The organism is Collimonas arenae (genome assembly GCF_000786695.1).
In the GTDB taxonomy this organism is placed as follows: Bacteria; Pseudomonadota; Gammaproteobacteria; order Burkholderiales; family Burkholderiaceae_D; genus Collimonas; species Collimonas arenae_A.
On sequence record NZ_CP009962.1, the window covers coordinates 5,566,070 to 5,590,849 of the forward strand.

The following is a 24,780-nucleotide window of genomic DNA, read 5'->3' on the forward strand; positions in this document are numbered from 1 at the left end:
ATTTAGTCTTCGTCTTCCGGGTCGATCAGGTTGAATTTCTCGTGCGCGGTTTCGCTCAGGTGTCCGCGCAGCCATTTATGCGCCGGGTTGCGCGCATCCCTTTCGTGCCACAACATGTCGACATGGACTGCCGGCGTTGGGAAGGGCAGCTCGCGCGCCACCAGCACGTCCGTCATGCCGGTCGCGCCGATCAGGTGACGCGGCAACACCGTCAGCAAATCGGAACTGGAGACTACCCGGCCAGCCGTAAAGAACTGGTTCACGGTCAGCAGGATGCGCCGCTCGCGTCCCATCGCCGCCAGGGTCTCGTCGATCAAACCGTGCGCACGGCCGGAAAAACTCACCAGCAAATGATGCGACGCGCAGTAGTTATCCAGGGTCAGCACCTGGTTGGCCAGCGGATGATCCTTGTGCATCACGCAGACATATTCGCCGGTGTAGAGCCGCTCATGGTGAATCGGCGAGGCGCTGGTAGTCTGGCCTCCCGCCAGTTGCGCAGCAACTCCCGGGAAAAAACCGACTGCCAGGTCGACGTCGCCACGCAGCAGCATTTGCCGCGGGTCGCGCGTGGTCAGCGGCACCATGCGGAGATTCATTTGCGGCGCGTTGCGCTCGATGGTGCGCACCAGCGCCGGTAGCCACAGCGCGGCGGTAGCGTCCGCCATCGCCATCTGGAAAGTCGTGTGGGCGCGCGAGACATCGAAAGTCTCGGGCGTGATAGCCGTTTCCAGGTCGGTCAATGCGCGCCGCACCACCGGCCATAATTCTTCGGCGTGTTGGGTCGGTTTGACGCCGTGCGCGGTGCGAATCAGCAATTCGTCGTTGAGCGTATCGCGCAGGCGTTTCAAGGCGTTCGATACCGCCGGCTGCGTCATCGCCAGCCGGCTGGCTGCACGGGTCAGGTTTTGCTCGGTCATGACGGCATCGAAGACGCGCAGCAAATTCAAATCAAGCGTTAAAAAACTCATGGTCGGATTTATCGTGTGTTTTGTTGTGTGTTCTTGGGCGAGATGCGGTGGAAATTATTTAGTCTGAAAGCAATATTCACAGATTTTATAACTGTTATATGAAAACACAATGACAGATTTCAAGATACACAAAAATATTGCATTGCCGCATAAACCGCATATCAGGCTAGATTATGTCTGATATATAAAATCGTTGCAGACGCGAAACCAAAGCAATCAGCTCTGGGCGGCCCTCCTTCTATCCTAGGCGTGAGATGGCGAGACAGGCATCGGGCCAGCTCCCGACTCCGGGCGCCATTATTCGTCGAACACATAACTGATATCCCAAATCGAAATTGGATAGCTACTTAGGTAATGCATATACTGCAATGCAACAACACCATTGAGAAGTAGTTCGCATGTCTTTACTCGCTTTTGCCCTGCCCGCTGAAATAGCACTGTTCGACGCATCGGCGTTACTTGCCGCCGCTGCAAGTGCGTTACGGCCGTTGCTGGGTTTGGGGGTACTGGCGACCTTGATGGTGTATTTCAGACCGCTCTGGATGGGGATCTTGCGTGCAGCCTTGATGTTGATCAAGCCGCGTAAATCGCTGGAACAGCGGATTGCCCGCAGTAAGTTCAAAGGGCAGCAACTGATGCGCCGCCTGGCTAATGACCAGGCCCTCAGCCAGCCTAACCTGGCTAACGAACTGCGCATGCTGGCTGGCCGTGATTAACCTTAAGGAGTTTGCCATGCACCAATACATTTACCACGACGAAGACGGCTTCCCGACTTTTGCAGTCATGCAATGGCTGCGCGCACAAGTGACTCGCGCACTGGCCTGGATGGGTTTGAACGGTCTGTAAGACTTCGTCTTCCGCTTTACCGTATTTGATTTTCTGACGTCTCCTCTTTCCCGCGATGGAAGGATTCACCCTACTGCCCTCTGGCCAGTAGGGATTTTTTTAACTCAGGAAACGCAGCATAAAAAACGCCCGCAATCTGCGGGCGTTTTCTATGAGACAGAGCGGCGGAGAGTTACTTCGCCAGATGCTGTTCCAGCGTCTGCTTCACATCCGCGAGTTCTTGCGGCAGGTGATATTTCAACTTCTCGAACAGTTCGGTATGCAAGGCGGTTTCAGCTTGCCAGGCCGCCTTGTCGATTGCGGTAATCGTCTCGAACTGCTGCTCGCTGAAGTCCAGGCCTTCCCAGCTCAGGTCGGCATAGCGCGGTGTGACGCCGAACAGGTGCTCGACGCCGCCGGCGCTCGCTGCACTGCTGCCGTCCAAACGCTCCAGCATCCATTTCAGCACGCGCATGTTGTCGCCAAAGCCAGGCCAGACGAATTTGCCGTCGGCGTCGGTGCGGAACCAGTTGACGCAGAAGATCTTCGGCAACTCAGCTTTGCTTTGCGCCGCCAGTTTCTGGCCCAGGGTCAGCCAGTGCTGGAAGTAGTCGCTCATGTTGTAGCCGATGAAAGGCAGCATCGCGAACGGATCGCGCCGCACAATACCTTGCTGGCCGGCAGCGGCAGCAGTGGTTTCCGAACCCATGGTGGCAGCCATGTAGACGCCTTCGACCCAGTTGCGGGCTTCAGTCACCAGCGGCACGGTAGTGGAGCGGCGGCCGCCGAAGATGAAGGCGGAAATCGGTACGCCGGCCGGATCATCCCAAGCCGCGTCGATTACCGGGTTCTGGGTTGCAGCAACGGTGAAGCGTGCGTTCGGATGGGCAGCCTTGGCGCCGGTTTCCTTGGCGATCGCAGGCGTCCAGTCACGGCCTTGCCAGTCGACCAGATGGGCCGGCGCTTCCTTGCTCATGCCTTCCCACCAGACGTCGCCGTCATCGGTCAGGGCGACATTGGTGAAGATGGTGTTTTCACGCATCGACGCCATGCAGTTGTGGTTGGTCTTGTCGTTGGTGCCCGGGGCGACGCCGAAATAACCCGCTTCCGGATTGATCGCATACAGGCGGCCATCGGCGCCCGGCTTGATCCAGGCGATATCGTCACCAATGGTGGTGACTTTCCAGCCTTCGAATCCGACAGGTGGAATCAGCATGGCGAAATTGGTTTTGCCGCAAGCCGAAGGGAAAGCCGCCGCCACATAGTGCTTTTTGCCTGCAGGCGATTCAACGCCCAGGATCAGCATATGTTCAGCCAGCCAGCCCTGGTCGCGGCCCATGGTGGACGCGATGCGCAAAGCGAAGCATTTCTTGCCGAGCAGGGCGTTGCCGCCATAGCCTGAACCGTAGGACCAGATTTCGCGGGTTTCCGGATAGTGGACGATGTACTTGGTCGGGTTGCATGGCCATGCCACGTCTTTCTGACCAGCCGCCAGCGGTGCGCCGACGCTGTGCACGCACGGGACGAAGTCGCCATCGCTGCCCAGCACGTCATACACGGCCTTGCCCATGCGGGTCATGATGCGCATGTTCACCGCCACGTAAGGCGAATCCGAGAGTTCAACGCCGATGTGCGCAATCGGCGAACCCAGCGGGCCCATCGAGAACGGCACGACATACATGGTGCGGCCTTGCATGCAGCCGTCGAACAGGCCGTGCAGCGTGTTGCGCATTTCCGCCGGATCGGTCCAGTTGTTGGTCGGGCCGGCATCTTCCTTCTTGGCTGAGCAAATGAAAGTGCGGTCTTCGACCCGCGCCACGTCCGACGGATCGGAGCACGCCAGGTAGCTGTTCGGACGTTTTTCCTGGTTGAGTTTTTTCATGGTGCCAGCAGCCACCATTTCGCTGCACAGGCGATCGTACTCGGCCTGCGAGCCGTCGCACCAGTAGATTCGCTCCGGCTTGGTCAGCGCCGCGACTTCGGCGACCCAGCTGATCAGCTTTTGCTGTTTGACATATTCCGGCGCGTTGATTGTGGCGATGCCACCCATGCGTGGTTGATTCATGACTACTTACCTCCAATACCAATAAAGAAATCTTCTTCTTGCCAGCCTGAGGGGCGCGGATGATGGGCGCGGTCGGCTGGCTGAATTCTGTTGCGCTCACTGCGAGCGGCAAAAAATGAAATAATGGCCGGGTTTCGATCAACAATGATCGCCAAGGTTTTACTGCTGGCAGAGCCGCACACCATAGGCTGACATTGTTTATTTTATATACATTGTCTTGGAAAAGTCGGCCGATTGTACACCCGATTTGTAGTGAAAATGACCAACTATTGTAGTAAGGTATTTCCCATTTTCCGGATGCTGTTGCTTTATTACGCGACGGCCATTTTTTTACTGTTTTTGATTGAAAAGCCGCTATGAAAATTGCCGTATTGGATGATTATCAAGATTGCATCCGTCATCTCGATTGCTTCAAACTGTTGGATGGACACGAGGTCAAAGTGTTCAATAATTCCGCGCGCGGGCTTGGCCAGCTGGCGATTCGCCTGGCCGATTTCGAGGCGCTGGTGCTGATACGGGAACGCAGCAGTTTTTCCAAAGCATTGCTGCAAAAATTGCCGAAGCTGAAGCTGATTTCGCAAACCGGCAAGGTCAGCGGTCATATCGATGTCGAGGCCGCCACCGCTGCAGGTATTGCGATCGTTGAAGGCGTCGGCGATCCAACTGCCCCGGCCGAGTTGACCTGGGCCTTGATCATGGCTGCCAGCCGGCGCATTCCGCGCTATGTCAGCAATTTGCAGGAAGGCCAATGGCAATCGGTTTCGGCGCTGCCGCAAAACAATGTGCTTGGCACGGTGCTCAAGGGTCGCACGCTGGCGATCTGGGGCTATGGAAAGATCGGCCGCATGATTGCCGGTTACGGCAAGGCGTTCGGCATGCGTGTGCTGGTCTGGGGCCGCGACGCCAGCCGCGCTGCTGCAATCGCAGACGGTTATCAGGCCGCAGAGTCGAAACAACAGTTTTTTGCTGAAGCGGATGTGCTGACGCTGCATTTGCGTTTGAACGACGCCACCCGCGGCATAGTACAAGCTGCCGATCTGGCCTTAATGAAGCCCAGCGCGATTTTCGTCAACACCAGCCGCGCCGAACTGGTCGCCGAAGATGCCCTGCTGCCCGCGCTGCAACAAGGCCGGCCGGGCTATGCCGCCCTGGATGTCTACGAAACCGAGCCGCTGACGCCGGATTCGCCGTTGTTAAGGATGGAGAACGTGCTGGCTTCGCCACATCTTGGCTATGTAGAAAAAGACAGCTATGAATTGTACTTCCGCGCGGCGTTCCAGAACGTGGTTGAGTTTGCCAAGGGCACGCCGAAGAATGTCTTGAATCCGGATGCGCTTCTTCCTAAATAATAGGGAAGAAAACGAAGAAAATCAGTCGTCGCCGGCGCCGGCGCCGCTAGGCAGGAACAGTTTATTCAGCCTGGCGGAAGGCATAGCTAGCGACGTATCGCGCCACATGCCTTGCCAGCCCGGCGGCCATGGCAGCGGCGGCCCGCTGTATTCGGGCACATTCTGGCGTACTGGAATGACTGGAAGGCTTTCTGGCATCGGGCCTTCGCTCCAGCCCAGGCTGAAGGCGTAGTCCGGCAACAGAGCGTCGCACACTTTGGCGAACCAGTTGCTGTGATCCTCGTCGCGCCCCAATGCCTGCGCCAATCCATGCGGATCGAATTGCGCCAAGGCGCTGGCCAGTTCCGGGATGGTGGCACCCGGTTGGTCATTCCAGCCCATCACCGGATTGAAGATATAGTCGGCGCCGGAGCCATACCAGCCTTCGCGCCGCGCTCTTTCCATCCAGCTGCGGCGGCCGCAAAACAAATGCCAGCGCCAGTGCAGGCCGGACGGTTTGGGCCAGCTGTACAGGTACAGCCGTTGATAGCCGGCGCGATGCAGCTCACGCACCATGCCCATCAGGCGGGCATGCGGCATACGGTCCGGCGGCGCACGGCGGAACAGGATAGGCTCGCCGTCCGCATGCTGTACTTCATCGGTGGACAGGTTCAGGTCAAGTGTCCGCTTCTCGCTGCCGAAACGCGCAGCGACCCAACCGGTCAGCAGGTTGACCGACGTAATGACGCCGTAACCGCGGAAGCGGTGGAAAATGACGGTGCCGGGAGCGATGGGTTTCATGATCTGGAGCTCTTGCAAAAATGCATGCGTACAAAAATCAAATGTTACCAGTGTAGACGCTGCGGCGTATTTTCCTAGGGGCGCAGGATGGCGCAACAATGATTTGTTTTGCTGAGTATAATCAGCCTACCCCCAAAGGCAGAAAGGACTAGCCACATGAAGCAACGTCCACAAGCAATCGACGAGAAATCCAGCGACCAGCCCAAAGCCATCGGCAGCGGCGCGGTCTCCGCCAGCAGGCGCAATCTCATGTTGTTGGCCGGCGCAAGTTTCGCGATGATGAGCATTCCCCACTGGCTGCAACAAGCCTCGGCTCAAAGTACCACCCCCGCCAACCCGCCCCCCGCAGCGAACACCCAGCAACTGTCGAATTTCATGGCCTTGTCGGCATTGCTGACCGCCACGCCCAAACTCAATCCGCGTACCGGCGCAAGAATCTACAGCGCGCTCAGTACGCAGGCGATCGAGTTTGAAAAACAGACGGCGGCGCTGTGGCAATACAGTCAGGATCACAAGATCCAGGATGTCGAGAACCTGGCCGCCGCGCTTGCCAGCGACAGCGCGTTGTCGCTGCTACTGCACCGGATTATCAGCGCCTGGTATCTCGGTGTGGTTGGCGACGGCGGTGTGACTGGCGGCGCCAAGGTGATTGCGTTCGAACAAGCGTTGATGTTCGACCAGGTACGCGATGCCGTGGTCGTCCCTACCTATTGTCGTGCCGCTCCCGGTTACTGGGTGACCCAGCCGGCAGTCTTGAAAGCGAGGGTTTGACGATGGCTGATAACTTGTCTGCAGATGTGGTGATTGTCGGCTCCGGCGTAGCCGGCGCTTTGGTGGCGCATCAACTGGCCTCATCAGGCGCTTCGGTGCTGGTGCTGGAAGCCGGACCGCGGCTCGAGCGCTGGCGCATCGTTGAAAACTACCGGAATACGCCTAGCAAAGACGATTTCATGGTGCCTTACCCGTCCACCAAATATGCGCCGCATCCCGAGTACACGCCGGAAAACAACTACCTGATCCTCAAGGGAACGCACAAGTACAACTCGCAATACATCCGCGCAGTCGGCGGCACTACGTGGCACTGGGCCGCTGCGGCCTGGCGTTTCTTACCCAACGATTTCAGGATGAAAACGCTGTACGGCGTCGGCCGCGACTGGCCGATCAGCTACGACGAGCTGGAACCCTACTACTATCGGGCCGAAGTCGAGCTGGGCGTTTCCGGCCCCAATGACGGCACCGATCTCGGTTCGCCGCGCAAGCAGCCTTATCCGATGGAGCATTTGCCGCTGTCGTGGAATGACCAGCGCTTCAGCGCCGTGGTCAACGCCAATGGCCACAAAGTAGTGTCGGAGCCGGTGGCGCGCAATAGCCGAGCCTACGATGAACGGCCTAACTGCTGCGGTAACAACAACTGCATGCCGATCTGCCCGATCGCCGCCATGTATAGCGGCATCATTCACGTCGAGAAGGCCGAAAAGGCCGGCGCCAAGGTGCTGGCCGATGCCGTGGTGTACCGCATCGAAGTGGATGCCAAGGAACGCATCAGCGCGGTTCACTACAAAGACCCGGAAGGCGTCACGCACCGCGTCACCGGCAAGTATTTCGTGCTGGCGGCAAACGGTATCGAAATCCCCAAGCTGATGCTGATCTCGACAGACGACCGCCATAAGAACGGCGTCGGCAATAGTTCGGATCAGGTTGGCCGCAACCTGATGGACCATCCGGGCACAGGCGTCACTTTTCTCGCCAATGAAGACTTGTGGCCGGGGCGCGGGCCGATAGAAATGACCTCGATGGTGGATATGCGTGATGGTCCTTTCCGTGCGCAATACGCCGCCAAGAAACTGCACCTGAATAACATGGCGCAGACCAACCACGCCGCGCAGAGCGCATTGAAGGAAGGCCTGGTCGGCCTCAAGCTGAACCAGGAAATCCGTCGCCGTGCGGCGCGCACGGTCAATATCAACAGCTTCCACGATATCCTGCCGAATCCGGAAAACCGTATCCGGCCGAGCAGCGACAAGCGCGACGCGTTGGGCATTCCGCAGCCGGAAATCACCTATTCGATCGACGATTACGTCAAGAAGAGTGCCGTGCTGACGCATGACACCTACGCCAGCATCGCCGCCATGTTCGGCGGCACCGAAGTCAAGTTCGACGACGATTTCGCGCCCAACAACCACATCATGGGCGCGGTCATCATGGGCGGCGATCCGCGCGACTCAGTGGTCGACGCCCATTGCCGCTCGCATGACCACGAAAACCTGTTCATCGCCAGCAGCGCGGTCATGCCGGTAGCCGGCACGGTCAACTGCACATTGACGATTGCGGCGCTGTCCTTGCGTATCGCCGACACCTTGAGGACAGTGCTATGACGGCCCGCTCCCAACTTTCCCTCTGGTTCGGCGGCGCGGCCCTGGTCGCCGGTATGATGCACGCGGCCATTGCTGCTGATGCTGCTGGTACTGGTGCAGCTGCGGCGCCAATTACCCCGCCGAACGCCGACCAGATCAAGCGCGGCGAGTATCTGGCCAAGGCGGCGGACTGTATCGCTTGCCACACGGTTGACAAGGCCAAGCCTTTCGCCGGCGGTTATCCGCTGGCAACGCCTTTCGGCACCATCTACGGCCCCAACATCACGCCGGATAAGGAAACCGGCATCGGCAACTGGAGCGACGAGGATTTCATCCGTGCGCTGCATAACGGTGTCGACGATGAAGGCCAGAATCTCTACCCTGCCTTTCCGTACGCCTCGTTCACCAAGCTGTCGCGCGACGACGTCCTGGCGATCAAGGCATATCTGTTCAGTTTACCGGCGATCTCGCAACAGACTCCGGAAAACAAGCTGCCGTTCCCGCTCAACCAGCGTTGGATCCTGTCCGGCTGGAAGCTGTTCAACTTCACGCCGGGCGAATGGAAGGCCGATCCCGCCAAGAGCGCCGAATGGAACCGTGGCGTGTATCTCGCGGAAGGATTAGCGCACTGCCAGGAATGCCATACGCCGCGTAACCTCACCATGGGCATTGACGGTAAGCGCGCGTTCGGCGGCGCGCAACTAGGTGGCTGGACCGCGTTCAACATCACGCCGGATCCGGTCAGCGGCGTCGGCGGCTGGAAAGACGAAGAGTTGATGCAGTACCTGAAAACCGGCCTGGTTCCGGGCAAGGCTTCTGCTGCCGGCGGCATGGCTGAAGCCATCGAACATAGCCTGCAATACCTGAGCGATGACGACCTGAAATCCATCGTCACCTATGTACGCAGCGTGCCCGCCATCAACGACGTGGCCGACAAGAAGCCGCGTTATGCCTGGGGCCAGGCGGCAGACGACGATGCCGATATCCGCGGGGTTGCCGCCGTGTCGGTCAGCAGCAATGCTTCCGGCGGCGCTGAACTGTTTAGCGGCAACTGCGCCAGCTGCCACTCCGCCAGCGGTAGCGGCGTTGTGGGCGGCTATTACCCTTCGCTGTTCAGCAACAGCGTGGTCGGCGCCCGCGATCCCGGCAATCTGCTGATGGTCATACTGCATGGCGTGCAACGCGGAGGTGCGAAAGAAGAAACTTTCATGCCCGGCTTTGCCGATCATCTGAGCGATGGCCAGATCGCCATGCTGGCCAATTACGTGGTCAAGCAATATGGCAATGCCGACACACCCGCCATCACACCGGAGCAGGTCAAGGTACAGCGCCAAGGCGGCCCGGCCTCGCCCCTCCTGACTTTAATGCCTGTAGGACTGGCGGCAGCGGCGCTGATCGTGGTATTTATATTGTTTTCCCTGTTCCGGCGCATCGGCCGTCGCCGGCCGAAGTAATCACATTATAAAAAAGGAAACGGATTCTCATGGCTTTACGCATCATCGCCACCGGCGGCACCTTCGACAAGCACTACGACGAGATCGCCGGCAAATTGACTTTCGCCGCCAGCCATCTGCCGCAAGTGATCCAGCGCGCCCGCATTACCGCGGAAATCGCGCTGGAAGAACTGCCGCTGCTGGATTCGCTCGACATGCAAGACATTGACCGCCGCCGCGTGCTGGCCTCCTGCACGCACGCCAAGGAAGAGGCCATCGTCATCATCCACGGCACCGACACCATGCGCGAAACCGCAGCCGTGCTAGGCGCCGCCGCGCTGGAGAAGACCATCGTGGTGACCGGCGCGATGATTCCCTACGCCATCGTCAATTCCGACGCCCTGTTCAATTTCGGCTTCGCCTGCGGTGTTGCGCAAGCCTTGCCGCATGGCGTGTATGTGGCGATGAACGGCAAGATCTTTGCCTGGGATAAAGTGGAAAAGAACCGGACCGCGGGCGTTTTCGAGCCGTTGTAACAACGCCTTCCGGACAATGCGAGCGTAAAAAAACGGGACAGAATTTCTGTCCCGTTTTTATTTCCACCTAAGTACTTGCCATTACCTGGCGGCGGCAGTCAGACCACGGGCTTCAAGTAAAAATTCGACTGTCGTTGCTCACGCCAAACGCCCCTTTTCCACGAATGCAGATATAGAAATAATTGACTTTGTCGCAATAAATTCTGCTAAAGTCGGAATGTTGTTATTTTTATATTGACGCGATATGAGAGCTTGCCCCGACATCCCGCATTTGCGCTTAGATCACAGGAGCCAGCAAGGGCTCGATGAGATCAGAAGCAAGCTTGCGTTAGCGAAATTTGGCGCTGCTATTACAGGCGGCGGTGTTCTTGCCCAGATCTTCTACCGCAGTAGTTCGGCACACGCTGCTTATAACATCACGCAAACAGATTGGAAGTTGATGGCCGAAAGCATGAGTGCCTGGCCTGTCATTTCACAAAAAGTTGTGAGAGACATTGCTCTTTATCAGGCCTTGGATCATCAGAACGATCTTGCTCAACGGCGTTTTTGGGAGGCAATGGCAGATGGCTGTACCCCTTAGGCTGGTCGGCTTGCTTCTCCTTTTTCCCAGTCTGGCGATTGCCGATAACGGGATAGCGGATCAGCAAGCGCAAACTCTGATGCGTTCTTTCGTTGCGACTCAATTGCAGGAAGCCAGGACCAAGGCTGAAGCCGCGTATGTGAATTGCAGTGACTCGGCGATGAAGGCGCCGGCATTGACCGCCAACGTCTTCGATCGTATTGCGCTGACCAATGACGAGAAGAGAATGGTATTGTTTTATTTTTCTGCACATGCGCTGAGATTGTGTACGGAAAAAACCGCACAGGCGTTATTGGTTGCTGCCCAGCTCGCCAGAATGGTGGATCTGCCGGAGTATTCCGTAGCGGACGATCCTCATGGCGAAATGGTGACCGGGTTTGCTCTCGGCGAATACCGGCGTGAACTAGGCTACAAGGTCCGTTACTATGCCTTGCCGACACGTAAACGCCTGGAGTTGGAAGCAATCGATGTTTTGCAGCAGCCGTTCAATTTACGTGAATCGGCGCGGAATCTGGGGTTATGGTCTGGCGGGCAATAAATGCGCTTGTCGTTATGAGCGCATAGCCAGAGATACTGCGGATGTTGTGAGTGGCTGTGCTTCGCTTTTGCTGCAGACAAAAAAACGGGACAGAATTTCTGTCCCGTTTTCATTTCCGACCAGGCCCTGGAGATTACTTGGCGGCGGCAGTCAGGCCACGTGCATCCAGCAACGGCCCGACGTCGGGTCCGCGGCCGTAGAAATCCTTGAACAATGCACTTGGATCGTCACTGAAGCCGCGCGACAGCACCTTGGCGCGCAACAGATCGCCATTGGCGCGTTTCAAGCCGCCGTGGGCATTCATCCAGTACTCCGTGTCCTTGGCCAGCACGTCGCTCCAGATATAGGCGTAGTAACCGGCGGAATAGCCGCTGGCGAACACATGCTGGAAGTACGGGGTGTGATAGCGCGGCGGCACCACGTAACCCTTGGCGCTGGCGGTACCCAATGCCTTGGCTTCAAACGCCATCACGTCGGTGACATCCGGGGTCTGGTTCACAGACAACTGGTGCCAGGACTGGTCCAGGATTGCAGCTGACAGATATTCGGATGTGTCGTAGCCGGCATTGAATTTGCGCGCAGCCAGCACCTTGTTGACCAGCGCCCGCGGCATCGGCTTTCCGGTTTCATAGTGCTTGGCGTAGTGTGCCAGCACCTTCGGATTGTGCGACCACATTTCATTGAATTGCGACGGATATTCAACAAAGTCAGGCGGCACGGAAGCTCCGGAGAACATCGGATATTCGACGTTGGAGAACAGACCGTGCAAGGCGTGACCGAACTCGTGGAACATGGTGTTGACTTCGTCGAAGCTGAGCAGCACCGGCTTGCCTGCTGGCGGTTTGGCGATGTTGATGTTGTTCGATACGACCGGCTTGGTGCCGAACAAGCGCGACTGCGCAACGTAGGTGTTCATCCAGGCTCCGCCCTGCTTGTTGTCGCGTGCGAACGGGTCGAACAGGAACAGGCCCAGCGCGGAATCGTCTGCGTTAAATACCTCGAACACGCGCACATCCTGCTGGTATACCGGCAAATCGGTGCGTTCCTTGAAAGTCAGGCCGTACAGCTCATGCGCTGCGTAGAACACGCCGTCCTGCAGCACATTGTTCAGCTCGAAGTAAGGTTTGATCTGGGATTCGTCGAAGTTGTAGCGCTCCTTGCGCACCTGTTCCGAATAGAAGCCCCAGTCCCATGGCTGCAATTTGAACGGTTTGCTATGTTTTGCCTTCGCCTGGCGGTCGATCAGCTGCTGCATGGCGGCGGCTTCCTTGCGGGCGTTTGCGGCGGCTGGCGGCGCCAGTTGGGCCAGCATTTTATTCACAGCGGCCGGGGTGCCTGCGGTTTCCTCTTCCAGCACATAGGCCGCATGGTTCGGGTAGCCCAGCAGCGCTGCTCGTTGAGCGCGCAGCTTGACGATTTGCGCGACATTGCCAACGTTGTCGCCGGCGCCGCCGTCGCCACGGCTGATCGAAGCTTTATAGATACGTTCGCGCAACGCACGATTCTTGAGTTGCGCCAGTACTGGTTGGTCTGTGGTGTTTTGCAGCGGGATCAGCCATTTGCCGTCCAGCTTGCGTGTTTCCGCAGCTTGCGCGGCAGCGGCGATTTCCTCTTTCGACAAACCGTCCAGGTCGGCCACCTTGTCGACCACGATCGCGCCATCGTTGCTGGCTTTCAGCAGGTTTTGCTGGAATTGCGTGGTAAGCGAGGAAATCTGCTGGTTCATCTTGCGCAGCTGGTCTTTTTCAGCAGGGGACAGACGCGCGCCGGCGCGGACGAAATCGGTCCGATAACGTTCCAGCAGCCGCAGCGACTCGGCATCGAGGCCAAGGCTGGCGCGTTGCTGGTACAACGTTTCGATGCGGGCGAACAGGATCGGATCGAGGAAGATGGCGTCTTCATGCTCCGCCAGCTTGGGAGCGATGTCTTGCTGGGTCTGGTCCATCACCGGACTGGTATTTGAGCTGATGAGATTGAAGAAGACGTCTTTGACGCGGGTCAGCATCAGGCCGGAGCGCTCCAGCGCAACAATCGTGTTATCGAAAGTCGGCGCCGCCGGATTGGCGGCAATCGCATTGACTTCCTGGCGCTGCTGCGCCATGCCGGCCTCGAAGGAAGGTTTGTAGTCGCTGTCCTTGATCTTGTCGAAGGGCGGCAGGTTGTACGGCAAGGAGCTGACCTGGGCAAAGGGCGAGGACGCCGCATAGGCTGCGGTCGCGGCGGCGGCGGACTGATCGGGCTTGGTCGGCATGTCGCAGCCCATCAATCCTGCTGCAGCGCCGAGCATTAATCCGCATACCGAGATATGTCTTGTAGAAACTTGCATCAATTCTCCTTGTGTAATTATTGGATACCGGCAATTATTTTTTTGACGAAACATTTTACGCCGCATTCGAGAAGTGGTGGTTGTCGTATTTTCAGCTCAAAAGCCACCCGCAAAAGCCACCCATAAAAGCAAGAAAGACACGAACACCCAGGCGGGTTGTTCGTGTCTTCGTGATGGAAAAGCCGCCCGCACAATACTGTCGCCGGCTTCCCGTTTAACGTCAGAAGCGGTGCTGCATCCCCGCAATTACCCCGGTCTGGCTGCTGCCGTAGGCAATATCGTCGCGCGACAGGCCGACCAGCTGCTGGTTCTTGGCTTTGGCATACGCCGCGCTCAGGTACAGGTCGGTGCGTTTCGACAGTGCATATTTGCCGCGCACCGAATACATGATCGGATCTGCATCCTTGCCGCTGGCGACGTTCTTGATGTTCTGATAGTAGATCGCGCCTATCAGCGTCACCACCGGCGTTGCCTTGTAGCTGGCGCCGCCCCAGAACAGGTCGCTGCGCAGGTCTGGCGCATTGGATGCCAGCGTCTTCTTGTAGTTGCGATAGCCCAGATTCAAATCCAGTCCGCCCAGCTGGTAGTCGCCGGCCAGGTGGATGGTCGTGGTCTTGTCGTAAGCGCTGCTGGCAGGGCTTGCCGCCGCACCGTTGACCCGGTCGTAGGTGGCCGCGATACGGAACGGGCCGCTTTCGTAGCCGACACCGAAATCGTACTTGGCGCTGTCGCTATTGCTGCCGGCAGTCTCGCCGAAGCCATACGTTGCGCCCAGCTTGAAGCTGCCGAATTTTCCCTGGTACTTGAGGATATTCTGCAAATTGGTTGGCATGCCGTCCTTGCGGCCACCGGTGGCGCCGGCCGAGGTCGCCCAGGAATACTGGCCTGAGTAACCCATCGGATCGAATGGCAGGATGAAATCGTAGGTGGTGGTGAAAGAACGACCCGCCACCAGCCGCCCGAAGCTGCCTTCCAGGCCGACGTTGGCCTGGCGGTTAAACAGCACGCCTGCGCTGTCGAACTCGCCGGTATCGACCTTGAAGCCGTTTTCCAGCTGGAACACGGCTTTCAGTCCGCCGCCCAGGTCTTCGGTGCCGCGAAAGCCGATGCGCGAAGTATTCATTGCACCGGAACTGAGGCGCAGCAGGCCATCCTTATTGGCATTGGCGTTATTCACATATTCGACTCCGGTGTCGATGATGCCGTAGATGCTGACATTGGTTTGCGCATGCGCGCCAGACGCCAATGCGCCGAGTGCGGCGAACGTTGCCGTCGCCAGGTACTTTCTCTTCATGTTGCTTCCTCCGTTGTAGTAATTTTTGTTGGCTGTGCGTTTACTGCCTGGCTGCACAAAGGCCGTTGCATGACATTGATGTCTCCCTCCCCTTTCCATGTGTTCAACCCCTGATCAAAAAGCCCATAGCGCGTCTTTCGGCAACTGCAGCCAGTACTCGCCGGGGGCCAGCCTTTGTCGCGCGTAGGCCCGCAAAACGCTGCTGTCGGCGCCGCTGTCGGCTGTATTGCGAAACACGCATTCCCAGCGATCGCCCAGATACATGCAAGTCGCCAGCGGCAGCTTGATGCTGTTTTCTACGGGGGCATCGGAAATGTTGACCTGCTCGACGCGGATAATGGCGACCGCATCCTTGCCGCCGGCGCCGGAACCACGCAGCGTTGCCGTGACATTGCCGCCCTCCACCTGCAGCAGCGCGTGGGAGTCGTCGCAATGCAAGACCTTGGCCGGCAAGCGGTTATTGCTGCCCATGAATTCCGCAGTGAACAGGGTGTCCGGCGTCTCATACATGCGCTGCGGCGTGCCCTGTTGTTCGATCTTGCCATTGTTCAGCAGCAGGATGCGATCCGAAATCGCCATCGCCTCTGCTTGGTCATGCGTCACCATCAATGCTGACAAGCCGAGCCGTACAATCAGCTCGCGCAGGAAGGCGCGCGCTTCTTCGCGCAGCTTGGCGTCGAGATTCGATAGAGGTTCGTCCAGCAGGATCACAGGCGGGTTGTAGACCAGCGCGCGGGCGATGGCGACGCGTTGCTGTTGGCCGCCGGAGAGTTGATGCGGAAAGCGGTCGCCCAGATGGCCGAGGCCGAGCTGGCCGAGTACGGTTTTTACGCGTTCGGCAATGTCGCTGCCGTTCATCTTGCGCAGCTTCAAACCATAGGCGACGTTATCGAACACCGTCTTGTGCGGCCACAGCGCATACGACTGGAACACCAGTCCCAGATTGCGTTCTTCCGCCGGAATTTCCAGCTTGCGTGCGCCATCGAACATGATCCGTTCGCCAATCTGGATGCTGCCTGACTTCGGCGATTCCAGGCCGGCGACGGCGCGCAGCAAGGTGGTCTTGCCGCTACCGGAAGGTCCCAGCAAGGCGACCACTTCGCCGCGCTGCAATTCCATCGATACGCCCTTGAGAATCGGGTTGGCGCTGGCGCCGCTGCCGTAATCGAGATGCAGGTTGTTGACACTTAATTCGCTCATGATGATTTCCTGTGTTTGTTTTCTGTGCACGCTTGATCGTCGACGCTAGTCGTGCAACTTGATGCCGAAGCGCAGCGCGATGCCGAGACCGATGGCCACCAGCGTGATGTTGATAAAGGACAGCGTTGCGACCAGGTCGACCGAACCGGAAGCCCAGAGCGACACGATCAGCGCGCCGATCACTTCCGTACCCGGCGACAGCAGATAGACGCCGGTGGAGTACTCGCGTTCGAAGATCAGGAACACCATCAGCCAGGCGCCCAGCACGCCGTAGCGCACCAGCGGCAGGGTGACGTCGCGCGTGACTTGTGAACGGCGGGCGCCGACTGCGCGCGCGGCTTCTTCCAGTTCCGGGCCGACTTGCAGCAGCGCCGTCGTGATCAGGCGCAGGCCGTACGCCAGCCACACCACCGAGTACGCCAGCCACACCGAGAAAATGGTGGAGCGCAATTCGCGCAATTGCGGAATGAGGTTTTCCACCAGCCAGTTGGCGACGGCGTTGTCATAACCCTTGAGCAGGCTGTCGAGGAAAGACGGCACGAACAGGAATACCCACAGGAAAGACAAGCCGGCCAGCAAACCCGGAACGGCGCGCGGGATCAGCACGCTGTAGTCGAGGAAACGGGTGATGCCGTCGGCCTTGCGATGCATGGCCAGCGCGATACAGCAATAACAAGCCACCGCAATCGCGCCGCCGATGACGCCGATCAGGATCGTGTTGACGATGCCGCGCATCAGTGACGGTTGATCCCAGATATCGCGGAAGTGCTGGAAGGTCATTGCATCCAGCAGCGATACGCCGTAGCCCCAATGCGAAACGAAGGCGCGCAAAGCGATGCCGGACAACGGAATCACGATGGTGAAGATCAGCCAGGCAGCGATCAGGCTGAACGCCAGCCATTTCCATTTACCCAGCGGCAGTGCTTTCTGCCGCGCGCCCTTGCCCTTGATCGAGACATATTTGTTGGCAGAACGCAGCAACCAGCGCTGTATCATCACCAACGGTAACGTTACCGCCACCAGGCATACCGCCACCGCCGCCATCAAATGGTAGGAAGGCGTGCCGAGCTTGTTGGTCAGTTTGTACAAGTAGGTCGGCAATACCAGATGGCCTTCCGGATCGCCCAGCACCAGCACCAGTCCAAATACTTCGAAGCCAAGGAAAAATACCAGCACGCCGGCATATGCCAACGCCGGCATGATCATCGGCAGCGACACATTCAACGCCACTTGCAAAGGCGAAGCGCCAGCCACGCGCGCCGCTTCTTCCACATCTGCGCCCAGGCTTTTCAGCGCCGCCGAAGCGTACAGGTAAACGTGCGGCACGTGGGTCAGGCCGGCGATGATGACGATGCTGGGAAAGGCGTACACATTCCATGGCGTCGCCTCTATGCCGACCATGCGCAGCAGGTCCTGCATCCACACGGTATAGAAGCCGACCGGCCCCATCGACACCACGTAACCGAAGGCGATCACCATCGGCGATACGAAAATCGGCACCAGTAGCATCGGCGCAATCCAGTTGCGGCCAGGCAGGTCGGTGCGCACCATCAGGAAAGCCAGCATGCCGCCCAGCGGCACGGCGATAAAGGCCAGGCCGCTGGCGAGCAGCAAGCCGTTAATGAAAGCCTGGCGGAAATCGGGATCGTCGAAAATGAAACGATACGGCTCCAGGCTCAGGGCCTTGACCGGCGCAAAAAACGGCGCGGATAAAAAGCTTTGATAAAAAATCAGCACCAGCGGCAGGAAAATCGCTACTGCCGCCAGCGTGACCACCAGTCCGCGCGGCCAGTTAAGGCGCGCCAGCCGGGAGCGGCTGGCCAGCGGATGGGGGATTGAATGAGAAGTCATAGTGTGTACCTTGCAAAAGCCCTGCTTGAATTCGCGGGCCGGAGGAATGCGGCGTGGTCCGGCCTGCGTCCTGCTTTACTTCTTGCCTGCCGCGGCTTTCCATTGCTTGAGGAAAGCCAGGCGTTTGGTTTGATCCAGGTATTGCAGCAGCGCCGGGGTGATTGGAATCGGCTTGAGCGCGCTACCGAGCTGGGTAGTCAGGCTGGCCAGCGTTGCATTGCCGCTGACGTCCGAGCGCAGCGAATACAGCTGCGATTCCGTCGAGATGATGGTTTGGCCGCGCTTGGACAGCAGATAGTCGATCCACAGTTTCGCCGCATTCATGTTCTTGGCCGACTTGTTGATGAACGCTACGCGTGACAGCACCAGGTTGTAATCCTTGGTGAACGCCACGCCGATCGATGGGTCTTTTGCTGCCCGCGCTTGCGCATAGGAGCCGATGACGTTGTAGCCGATCAGGTTTTCACCGGAAGAAATACGTTCTAGCATGGTGCCGGTGGACGATTGCACGCGGATGCCGACATCGCCGAAGGTCTTGGCCATGTCCCAGAACTGCGGATAGATTTGCGCGTCTTCTGTAATGAAAGAAAAGCCGACGCCGGATTTTTCAATATCGTATGTGGTGACCTTGTTACGGAATTTGTCAGCCTTGGCAGTCAGCAGCTTGACCAGGTCGGCATGGGTGGAAGGTACTTCGTCGGCGCTGACCAGGCGTTTGTTATAGACGATCGCCAGCGGTTCGAAAGTGGTGCCGTAGGCGCTGTCCTTATAGTTGGCCCAGGCTGGAATTCCTGCAGCTTCCGGTGATTTGTATACCGCGCCATAGCCTTCGCTAACCAGTTTGAATTGCAGGTCCATCGCCGATGACCACAGCACATCGGCGGTGGCGCCGCCAGCTGCCGCTTCCGAAATGAATCGGTTGTAGACCTCCGTCGAATTCATGTCGTTGAATTCGACCTTGACTCCTGGATAGAGTACGCCGAAATCCTTAAGCAACGGCTCTACCGCCTTCGAATCGGTGGCGCTGTAGATCACTAGCTTGCCTTCTTTCTTGGCGCCGTCGACGATCTTGGCATAGTCTGCCGGGTAGTTGGCAGAAGCGCCCGTGGGGGTTTGCGCCGAGGCGTTCAAGGCCAGGCTCATTGAGAAGACCGCGAGTGCGGCGGCTAAAGGTTTCTTGATCAACATGGGTGTCGTCTCCTAATGGTTATGGGTGTTGCAGGTGGTTCGAATCGGGTGCATCTTTTCAAAAGGCGCAGGCGTGCCGGTGCCAGCCTGGATATGGCTGCCATTTGCGATTGCCTGCGGAGTTATGCCGGGCCTGAAGCCACGGCGGGACTTATCTGATTAAGCCAAGCTGGTCGGATTGCCTGCGGTAGTCTTCCACTGTCTTTTTTATGTATACGGTCAGTTTGTCGCCGCTCAGCGCGAACGGCGAAAGGCCGGTAGCGGCGCGCAGGCGGCTGAACTCGGGCGTCGCCATCATGGCGTCAAAACGGCTCACCCAGCGCTTGTAGTCGGTATCGGTGACGTCCGGCCCGAGATAGACGCCGCGTATGATCGGCCAACTGACCGCCAAGCCTTGCTCACGGGCGGTCGGTACAGCTGCAAGCGCACCTGGCAGGCGTTGCTCGGATAGCACAGCGAGGACACGGATCTCGCCGTCCAGCGTATGCAAGATGGCTTCCGACGCATCGCCAGATACCACCTGCACATGGCCGGCGCGCAAGGCGGTAAATGCTTCGCCACCGCCTTCCAGTGCGACGAAACGTAAATCCTTGGGATTGATCTGGCTCTGTTTGGCCAGCAAGGAGATCTTCAGCCAGTCCTGGCTACCGACGGTGCCGGCAGCGCCTATCGTGACATTCGACGGATTTTTCTTGAGCGCATCCAGCAAGTCGCGCAAGGTCTTGTAGGGCGAATCGGCGCGCACTGCGATCATGCCGTAGTCGACGCCGATAGCGGCCACCCAGCGCACATTGCCGACATTGGTATCGCCGTATTTTCCCTGCGCCAGATTCATCAGCGACCCACCGGAAAACGCCACCAGCGTATCGGCTTCGGCGCGCCGCTGCGTGACGATGGAATTCCAGGCGACGGCGCCGATGCCGCCGGGCAGGTAATTGATTTTGACAGGAGCATCTTGCGATGCGGCAACAGTTGGTATCTGCAAACCTTTCTGGACCAGCTTGCAGGTAACAGCCATGCCGCCGCCTGGTTTGGCGGGCGCAAGGCATTGCAGCGGCGCAGCGTGCGCGCTGAGCGTGATGGATGCACTGAGTGCGCCAAGCGCACAAATCCAGGCGATTGCGGAAGTCATTGTCTCCTACCCATTCTGTTGTTATTCCTCCTGCGAGCGTCGATGGCTGCAGGAGTGAAATCGGGCTTTTATACGTTTTTTTGCATCATAACGGGCTCAGTCTTTCATTTTCCTTTCACTAGAGCCTGTTAGCAATGAATCTGGTTTGAACCCTTCGTGAACGGCTGCAGGCGTCGCATGCCGTTGTTACAACCGGGCGGCCATCCGCTCCTTGCCGTAGCACCGCTACGTCGCGTCGTTGCGCCTAGGCCTGCAACGCCTGCCGCACGTTCGCACTCCCAGATTCATTGCTAACAGGCTCTAATTTTTGCCAACGGCAGTTTTCTGTGTGAGTATTGGCGACCCCTATTTTATTTTTAATCGCCCCAAGCCATGCGGATTTTGCTGATCGAAGACCACGTCGAACTATCGCGCTGGCTGTCCAAAGCCTTGCGAGACGCTCACTGGTCGGTCGAATGTGCGATGAACGGCGCCGATGCCGATAGCTTGCTGCATACCCAGCAGTATGCCTTGGTAATACTCGATCTGAGCTTGCCGAAAATGGATGGCCTGGAAGTCTTGAAGCGTTTGCGCGCGCGCGGCAGTAAAACCCCTGTGCTGATCTTGACGGCGCGCGGCGGCCTGCAAGACCGGGTGCAAGGCTTGAATCTGGGCGCCGATGATTATCTGGCCAAGCCGTTTGAACTGGTCGAACTGGAAGCGCGCGTCAAAGCCTTGTTGCGCCGCGCCCAGGGCGGAGAAGCGCCGGTCTACAGTTGCGGCGCGCTGCAATTCGATACGGTCACGCGCATGTTCAGCTATGGCGGCGTGGCGTTGGCGCTGACGCCGCGCGAACACGCTGTGCTGGAGGTGCTCATCAGCCGCGCCGGCCGGGTGGTATCCAAGGAGAAATTGTTCGACGAAGTGTTTTCGCTGGTCGATGACGCCAACCCCGATGCAATCGAAATCTATATCCACAGGCTACGCAAGAAACTGATCCGCAGCGGCACGGAGGCAGTCGCCATCACTACCTTGCGCGGCCTCGGTTATCTGTTGGAAGTCGCCGTTGAAAAATGAATGCGCCCGCCAACCCGGCTGAAGCCGAATCTGAATCCGAACCTGAATCCGTGAAATCCCTGGGCAGTTTGCGTAGCCAGTTATTGAGCTGGCTGTTGATTCCGTTGCTGCTGTTGGTGGCGCTGGATGCATTTTCGGTCTACCGCAACGCGCTGGACGTGGCCGACCTGGCTTACGATCGCGCCCTGCTCGCCTCGACCCGCGCGCTGGCAGAGCGCGTCTCTGTAGTCGACGGCAAGGTTGTCGCCGATGTTCCCTACGTGGCGCTGGACAGTTTTGAAACCGATACCTTGGGTCGCATCTACTACAAGGTCACCGGCACCCGCGGTGAATTTGTTTCCGGCTACGAAGATTTGCCGCCTTTGCCGCCAGATGTTCCGCGTTCGGAAATCTATCCGGCGCTAGTGCGGTTTTATCACGCCAACTATCATGGTCAGCCGGTGCGAATCGCTGCCCTGCATCAACCGGTCTACGACGATTCCATGCGTGGCATCGCCATGATCCAAGTCGCCGAAACCATGGATGCGCGCAGCGATCTGACCCGCAAGATCCTGTTCAGCACCCTATGGCGGCAAGGCTTGCTGGTAACCGTGGCGGCCTTGCTAGTGTGGTTCGCGGTGCGCTTTGTGCTGCGGCCGCTGATGCAACTGAAAGCCTCGGTGGAAGCGCGCGCGAGCACCGACCTGAGCGATTTCGACGCTAACCAGGTGCACAAGGAAGTCAGGCCGCTGGTGGTGGCCATGAATGGCTACATGGGGCGTTTGCAAGCGTTGATCAGCGGTCAGCGCCGTTTCATCGCGGACGCTTCGCATCAGCTGCGCACGCCGCTGACCGTGCTCAAGACACAAGCCGAGCTGGCCTTGCGCGAGCTCGACCGCAATCCCAACCGCAGCGCCAGTGATATGCAGGCCTGGCAAAACATGCGCGAAATTGTCGCCAGCATCGCCGGCACCACCGACGCTACGGTGCATCTGGCAAATCGTCTGCTCACCCTGGCGCGCGCCGAACATGGCGTGGCCGAGAGCGGCGTGACGCCGGTGTCGCTGACAGATATCACGCGCCAGGTCGGCCTCGAACATGCACTCGCGGCGGTAAAAAAACAGATCGATTTGTCGTTCGACGCTGAACAGGGACTGCTTATCGACGGCAATGCCTTGTTGTTGCATGAACTGATCAGCAATCTGCTCGACAACGCGATTTGCTATACGCCCGCCGGCGGCAAGATCATCCTGCGCGTGCGGCGCGACAGCATCGCGCAACGCGCCATCCTGGAAGTCGAAGATAGCGGCATGGGCATTGCGGAAGAAGACCGGGAACGGGTTTTTTCCGCTTTTTATCGAGCGCCATCGGCGCAGCAGCAAAACCCCAGCGGCGCCGGCCTCGGCTTATCGATTGTGCGCGATATCGCCAGCGCGCACGGCGCAGAGATCACGCTTTCCGGCGCCAACGATGCCAAGGATGGCGTTCCCGGCCTGAAGGTGACGCTGGGTTTTACCCTGTCTTCGTCCCCCAATGTCGCTTAGAGGCTGTTGCAAACACAGCTGACTAGGCGCGCCGACGAAGACAGTACGAGTAGTACGGCTAGGAGGGTGTAGCAGGGGTTTCAGACGACACTGTCGTCTGCCTGCGGAACGGCCCGGACTTGCAAGCCCGGGTGCGCCCTGCAAGGGCAACAACGCCAGATGTGTTTGCAACAGCCTCTTAGATGAGCGGACTTGTGTTTTGCGTTGACCTTGGTAATCTACCTGCATGATGTTACCGCTGCAGGAACAACGAGGAGACTGGCTTTGAGCGATACGCCCACACAAATGGTTCACGGTACGGCACTCACGGATGTGCAGAAAAAAGATTTGCTGCACCGGTTGGCGCGGGTAGAAGGCCAGATCCGCGGTGTCCAGAAACTGATCGCCGCCGCTGCCGTGCCGGCTGATTGCAATAGCGTTGCCCAACAACTGGCGGCCGCACGCAAGGCGCTCGACCGCGCCTTCATCACGCTACTCACCGATGCCATCGTGACGCATACGGCGACGGCCGCCACGCCGGAAGAGGTGCAGCAAAGCGCCAGCGCCATTGCGACATTGCTGGATAAATTTGCCTAAAGCCGTTTTCTCAAAAGATGTGCCTGCACTTTAGGCGCATTTCCTATTCCTTTGTCCCGGCGTGATTTCTATAATTCTTTTCAGAAAATGTTGCACTGAAAAGGAGTAAGGCATGATCGTGGCCGGTAATGACATTGCGGTGCAGTCTGGAGCAGGTTTGATAGAAGTGCTGGTGGCGATGGTGATCGTCGCTTTCGCCCTGTTTGCCTTGATCGACGTGCAGACTACAGCCTTGCGTTACCAGAAGGCGGCGCATGTGCGTACCGTGGCCAGCCAGTTCAGCGCCGATCTGGCCGACCGCGTACGCGCCAATATCCGTGGCGCGCATGAAGGCGTCTACAACTTGCCGCAGCAGAGCTATCCCACGCTCGACGAAGTTTCGCCATCTTGTTTCAATCCAAATCATTGCACTGCGCGTGAAATCGCGGCAAAGGATATCCACGTTTGGCGAAACCAGCTAAGCAGAGCGGTGAGCGGCGGCTGGGGTGAAATCAGCGGTTCGGTGACTGATGGTTTTACGACGCGCGTGTACTTTCGCGATGTGATCGCCCAAGGCAGCGGTTTCGGCTTGGCTGCTGAAAGCTGCCAACCCCGCGCGGCCAATCTGTCCATCGACAAAGATGTGCGTTGTTACGCAACGATCTTTTTCCCATGAGTGCGCTTGCATGCTCGGCCATCGCAGTTTCATCTCCACCATGCAGGAAGATCTATCGGCAGCGCGGCGTGTTGCTGCCGACATTGCTGATTTGCCTGCTGGTGATGGGTTTTCTCGGCATCAGCGCTTTACGTACAGCACTGTTCGAAGAAAAGATGGCGGCTAACGCCGCTAGCCAGCAACTGGCATTTCAATCCGCCGAGCATGCTTTGCGCTTTTGTGAAAACCAGATACAGCTGACGCCGATTGTGATTCCACAACTCAGGCAGGGCCCGATTACTGCGGACGGCGCAGACAGCGAGCAATACTGGGAAATGGCCGAGAGCTGGCGTAATGACCTGATATCCGTGCCGGTACCTAGGATCGGCGATGAAGGTATTACGTCAGCTGCACCGGCGCGCTGCCTGGTCGAGCGGCTGCAGTTTGAAACGGATATGCAATTTCATCTTTACACGCCGCAACCGCGCCCGGCTTTCCGGATTACCGCGCGCGGCGTTGGCGCCAGCAACGCAGCGGTGGTGTTATTGCAAAGTTATCTGCTGTTGTAACCC

23 protein-coding genes are annotated in these 24,780 nt (G+C 58.3%); 13 read left to right on the forward strand and 10 right to left on the reverse strand.

Translation table 11 applies throughout. From position 1 onward, the window contains the following. Nucleotides 1–2: 2 nt before the first annotated feature. Nucleotides 3–968: a LysR family transcriptional regulator gene (locus LT85_RS24675; protein WP_038494378.1), complete on the reverse strand. Its 966-nt coding sequence runs from the start codon at nucleotides 966–968 to the stop codon at nucleotides 3–5. A 398-nt stretch (nucleotides 969–1,366) separates the two neighbouring features. Between LT85_RS24675 and LT85_RS24680 the strand changes: the two genes are divergently transcribed. After that, on the forward strand, nucleotides 1,367–1,684 hold the full coding sequence (locus LT85_RS24680; RefSeq protein WP_038494382.1) for a hypothetical protein: 318 nt from the start codon (nucleotides 1,367–1,369) through the stop codon (nucleotides 1,682–1,684). A gap of 302 nt (nucleotides 1,685–1,986) precedes the next feature. On the opposite strand, the gene LT85_RS24685 is transcribed toward LT85_RS24680, so the two are convergent. After that, complete coding sequence (locus tag LT85_RS24685) at nucleotides 1,987–3,858, reverse strand: phosphoenolpyruvate carboxykinase (GTP) (RefSeq protein WP_038494384.1); 1,872 nt, start codon at nucleotides 3,856–3,858, stop codon at nucleotides 1,987–1,989. Nucleotides 3,859–3,860: 2 nt separating this feature from the next. Next, entirely contained in the window at nucleotides 3,861–4,013 is a 153-nt protein-coding gene (locus LT85_RS26840) for a hypothetical protein (protein ID WP_156117634.1), read from the reverse strand. 201 nt (nucleotides 4,014–4,214) lie between these two features. On the opposite strand from LT85_RS26840, the gene LT85_RS24690 reads away from it, so the two are divergent. Further along, nucleotides 4,215–5,207: a D-2-hydroxyacid dehydrogenase family protein gene (locus tag LT85_RS24690; protein WP_038494387.1), complete on the forward strand. Its 993-nt coding sequence runs from the start codon at nucleotides 4,215–4,217 to the stop codon at nucleotides 5,205–5,207. A gap of 21 nt (nucleotides 5,208–5,228) precedes the next feature. Here the strand turns inward: LT85_RS24690 and LT85_RS24695 are convergent, their stop codons facing one another. Next, entirely contained in the window at nucleotides 5,229–5,987 is a 759-nt protein-coding gene (locus LT85_RS24695) for a hypothetical protein (protein ID WP_038494390.1), read from the reverse strand. A 156-nt stretch (nucleotides 5,988–6,143) separates the two neighbouring features. Between LT85_RS24695 and LT85_RS24700 the strand changes: the two genes are divergently transcribed. The 6 genes from LT85_RS24700 to LT85_RS24725 all read left to right on the forward strand — a co-directional run bounded on the left by LT85_RS24700 (nucleotide 6,144) and on the right by LT85_RS24725 (nucleotide 11,428). Then, entirely contained in the window at nucleotides 6,144–6,758 is a 615-nt protein-coding gene (locus LT85_RS24700) for a sugar dehydrogenase complex small subunit (RefSeq protein ID WP_038494393.1), read from the forward strand. 2 nt (nucleotides 6,759–6,760) lie between these two features. Next, nucleotides 6,761–8,362, forward strand: coding sequence for a GMC family oxidoreductase (locus LT85_RS24705; RefSeq protein WP_038494396.1), 1,602 nt, complete (start codon nucleotides 6,761–6,763; stop codon nucleotides 8,360–8,362). Continuing rightward, nucleotides 8,359–9,795, forward strand: coding sequence for a c-type cytochrome (locus LT85_RS24710; protein WP_081992692.1), 1,437 nt, complete (start codon nucleotides 8,359–8,361; stop codon nucleotides 9,793–9,795). The genes LT85_RS24705 and LT85_RS24710 overlap by 4 nt, the downstream gene beginning before the upstream one ends. A 29-nt stretch (nucleotides 9,796–9,824) precedes the next feature. Further along, nucleotides 9,825–10,310 (forward strand): asparaginase domain-containing protein, encoded by a 486-nt coding sequence (locus tag LT85_RS24715; RefSeq protein WP_038494399.1) that lies wholly within the window; start codon nucleotides 9,825–9,827, stop codon nucleotides 10,308–10,310. 244 nt (nucleotides 10,311–10,554) lie between these two features. Beyond that, nucleotides 10,555–10,890, forward strand: coding sequence for a hypothetical protein (locus LT85_RS24720; RefSeq protein ID WP_038494402.1), 336 nt, complete (start codon nucleotides 10,555–10,557; stop codon nucleotides 10,888–10,890). After that, on the forward strand, nucleotides 10,841–11,428 hold the full coding sequence (locus LT85_RS24725; RefSeq protein ID WP_156117635.1) for a hypothetical protein: 588 nt from the start codon (nucleotides 10,841–10,843) through the stop codon (nucleotides 11,426–11,428). Before LT85_RS24720 ends, LT85_RS24725 begins: the two co-directional genes overlap by 50 nt. A 133-nt stretch (nucleotides 11,429–11,561) precedes the next feature. On the opposite strand, the gene LT85_RS24730 is transcribed toward LT85_RS24725, so the two are convergent. From LT85_RS24730 to LT85_RS24755, 6 genes are all read right to left on the reverse strand, one after another. After that, entirely contained in the window at nucleotides 11,562–13,754 is a 2,193-nt protein-coding gene (locus LT85_RS24730; RefSeq protein WP_253273622.1) for a M3 family metallopeptidase, read from the reverse strand. A 220-nt stretch (nucleotides 13,755–13,974) separates the two neighbouring features. Then, nucleotides 13,975–15,048, reverse strand: a complete 1,074-nt coding sequence (locus LT85_RS24735; protein WP_038494408.1) for a porin — start codon at nucleotides 15,046–15,048, stop codon at nucleotides 13,975–13,977. 114 nt (nucleotides 15,049–15,162) lie between these two features. After that, on the reverse strand, nucleotides 15,163–16,248 hold the full coding sequence (locus LT85_RS24740; RefSeq protein WP_038494411.1) for an ABC transporter ATP-binding protein: 1,086 nt from the start codon (nucleotides 16,246–16,248) through the stop codon (nucleotides 15,163–15,165). A 45-nt stretch (nucleotides 16,249–16,293) separates the two neighbouring features. Continuing rightward, nucleotides 16,294–18,099: an ABC transporter permease gene (locus LT85_RS24745; protein ID WP_038494414.1), complete on the reverse strand. Its 1,806-nt coding sequence runs from the start codon at nucleotides 18,097–18,099 to the stop codon at nucleotides 16,294–16,296. A 75-nt stretch (nucleotides 18,100–18,174) separates the two neighbouring features. Next, on the reverse strand, nucleotides 18,175–19,287 hold the full coding sequence (locus tag LT85_RS24750) for an ABC transporter substrate-binding protein (protein ID WP_038494417.1): 1,113 nt from the start codon (nucleotides 19,285–19,287) through the stop codon (nucleotides 18,175–18,177). A 151-nt stretch (nucleotides 19,288–19,438) separates the two neighbouring features. Beyond that, nucleotides 19,439–20,419, reverse strand: coding sequence for a Bug family tripartite tricarboxylate transporter substrate binding protein (locus LT85_RS24755; RefSeq protein WP_038494420.1), 981 nt, complete (start codon nucleotides 20,417–20,419; stop codon nucleotides 19,439–19,441). A 372-nt stretch (nucleotides 20,420–20,791) separates the two neighbouring features. On the opposite strand from LT85_RS24755, the gene LT85_RS24760 reads away from it, so the two are divergent. From LT85_RS24760 to LT85_RS24780, 5 genes are all read left to right on the forward strand, one after another. Beyond that, a complete protein-coding gene (locus LT85_RS24760; protein WP_038494423.1) occupies nucleotides 20,792–21,475 on the forward strand; it encodes a response regulator in 684 nt (227 codons plus the stop codon). After that, nucleotides 21,472–22,998: a sensor histidine kinase gene (locus LT85_RS24765; protein WP_052135449.1), complete on the forward strand. Its 1,527-nt coding sequence runs from the start codon at nucleotides 21,472–21,474 to the stop codon at nucleotides 22,996–22,998. The genes LT85_RS24760 and LT85_RS24765 overlap by 4 nt, the downstream gene beginning before the upstream one ends. A gap of 264 nt (nucleotides 22,999–23,262) precedes the next feature. Next, nucleotides 23,263–23,574 carry a metal-sensitive transcriptional regulator gene (locus tag LT85_RS24770; protein WP_038494426.1) on the forward strand — a complete coding sequence of 104 codons (312 nt, stop codon included), beginning with the start codon at nucleotides 23,263–23,265 and terminating at the stop codon, nucleotides 23,572–23,574. A 112-nt stretch (nucleotides 23,575–23,686) separates the two neighbouring features. Continuing rightward, entirely contained in the window at nucleotides 23,687–24,229 is a 543-nt protein-coding gene (gene pilV / locus LT85_RS25700) for a type IV pilus modification protein PilV (protein WP_052135450.1), read from the forward strand. Then, a complete protein-coding gene (locus LT85_RS24780) occupies nucleotides 24,226–24,777 on the forward strand; it encodes a pilus assembly PilX family protein (RefSeq protein WP_081992694.1) in 552 nt (183 codons plus the stop codon). Before pilV ends, LT85_RS24780 begins: the two co-directional genes overlap by 4 nt. Nucleotides 24,778–24,780: the final 3 nt, after the last annotated feature.